Source organism: Streptomyces sp. NPDC005492, assembly GCF_040605995.1.
GTDB lineage: Bacteria > Actinomycetota > Actinomycetes > Streptomycetales > Streptomycetaceae > Streptomyces.
This window is the reverse complement of sequence record NZ_JBEXDX010000088.1, coordinates 1-1,885: the sequence shown is the minus strand read 5'-3', so window position 1 is coordinate 1,885 and position 1,885 is coordinate 1. Positions and strand designations below refer to the sequence as shown.

The 1,885-nt window shown below is 70.0% G+C and carries 1 protein-coding gene and 1 pseudogene; both read left to right on the top strand.

Annotation, left to right across the window (positions count from 1 at the left end; all coding sequences use genetic code 11):
* A pseudogene (locus tag ABZT04_RS45005) lies at positions 1-567 on the top strand (transposase); the annotation flags it as partial.
* A 308-nt stretch (positions 568-875) separates the two neighbouring features.
* Positions 876-1,730, top strand: coding sequence for an LLM class flavin-dependent oxidoreductase (locus ABZT04_RS45000; RefSeq protein ID WP_356066288.1), 855 nt, complete (start codon positions 876-878; stop codon positions 1,728-1,730).
* The last annotated feature ends 155 nt before the right edge of the window (positions 1,731-1,885 follow it).

Sequence of the window (1,885 nt, the reverse complement as noted above, 5' to 3'; positions counted from 1 at the left end):
GCAGTTCGCCAGGCTGGTGGTGTCGTGGTGGTGACGTTCAGCGCGGCCGTCCCTGGCGGCTGCCGCTGGAGGACCGGGTATTGCTGGTAGCGACGCACCGGCGCACGAATCTGACGTTGCGGCAGGTGGCACCCCTGTTCGGGGTGTCGAAGTCTGCGGCTGACCGCATCCTCGATCACCTGGCGCCCTTACTGGCCATCTCGCCGGCCGCGCAAGGACACCGTCTACATCGTCGACGGCACCCTGGTGCCCACCCGGGACCGGAGCATTGCTGCCTCCAGCAAGAATTACCGGTACTCGACCAACCTGCAGGTCGTCATTGACGCCAACAGCCGCGTGGTCGTGGCGATCGGCCTGCCGCTGCCCGGCAGCCGCAACGCCTGCCGGGCCTTCACCGAGTCCGGCGTCGACCGGGCCTGCCACGGAGCCCCGACCATCGCCGACGGCGGATACCAGAGCACCGGCCTGCTCATTCCACACCGCAAACGACGAGGCCAGACCCACCTCAGCCCACAGCAGGAAGCGGAGAATGCCGTCCACCGCCGGGCGCGAGCCCGGGTGGAACACGGCCTGTCCGCGGGACTACCTCTAGGAACGGTCGAGGGGCAGCGCAGTCGCGCGGCCCTTCGAGTGGTTGTGCGTGCGACCGGCTTGCGTCGCGGCCGCTCTGGGCCCGACTTGTGCGACCGCAGCGCGTGGGAGACCGAGACCGCCCGGGTGCTCGGCATACCCGGCGGCACTGTCAAATCCCGCCGGCGCTACGCTCTCGGCAGCCTGCTCGCCATGGCGGCGACCCACGACTGTGAACCTTCGAGGCACGCACATCGTGATCTCTCTTGAAGGGTCAACTATATGGCTACAGTGGAGAGTTGATAGTGAAGATCGGCATCGGGCTTCCCAACCAGGTCCGCAACGTGCGGCCCACCGTCATCCCCGAGTGGGCCAGGCGTTCCGAGGAGGCCGGTTTCTCCACCCTCGGCAGTGTCGGCCGTATCGCGTATCCCGGTGTGATGGACACCGTCGCGCTGGCCGCCGCCGCGGGTGCCACCAGCACCATCGGGCTCGTCAGCAACGTCCTTCTGGGCCCTGTGTGGCCGCCTGTACTGCTGGCGAAGGAGGCCGCCGGGATCGACGCCGTGTCAGGTGGGCGTTTCACGCTCGGTATCGGCCTGGGCGGGCGGCCCGACGACTTCGTCGTGAAGGGCTTCGGCCCGCGCGGCACCGGCAAGCGGCTCGACCAGGACCTCGAGGTCTACAAGAGCGTCTGGCGTGGCGAGACGCTGCCGGGCTGCGACAACCCAGTCGTTCCCCAGGGCAGCCGTGAGGTGCCGCTGCTCTTCGGCGGCATGGTCCAGGCCTCGTACGACCGTGTCGCCCGGTCGGGGCAGGGATACATCGGCGGCTCGGTGCCGGCCACCATGGTGGGCCCCGCCTTCGACGCGGTGCGCGCGGCGTGGAAGGACGCCGGACGCGCGGGCTCGCCGTACCTGGTCGCCATCGCCTACTACGCCTTCGCGGACATGGAGGCCGGACGCACGAGTGTCCGCGACTACTACTCCTCGGCCGGCACCGACCTGGCCGACTTCCTGGCCTCCGCTGTCAGCGGGGGAGCGGAGGCCGTCCGGGCGACCGTTCAGGCCTTCGCGGACATCGGCGCCGACGAACTCGTGTTCAACCCGACCAGCGACGACATCGACGAGGTCGCACGGCTGGCCGAGGTCGTGCTGTAGCCGCGGGGCGGACCACCGCACGGTCCTGGCCTCGGTCGAGGAGGCCGAGGACGGCGGCTCGCGGGCAGCGGCACCTGTTGCCGTGCTGGCCCGCGAGCTGCGGGGCTCCAGCTTTCCGCCACGACGGCGGACGGGGCGGGAAGCACGGTGAACAC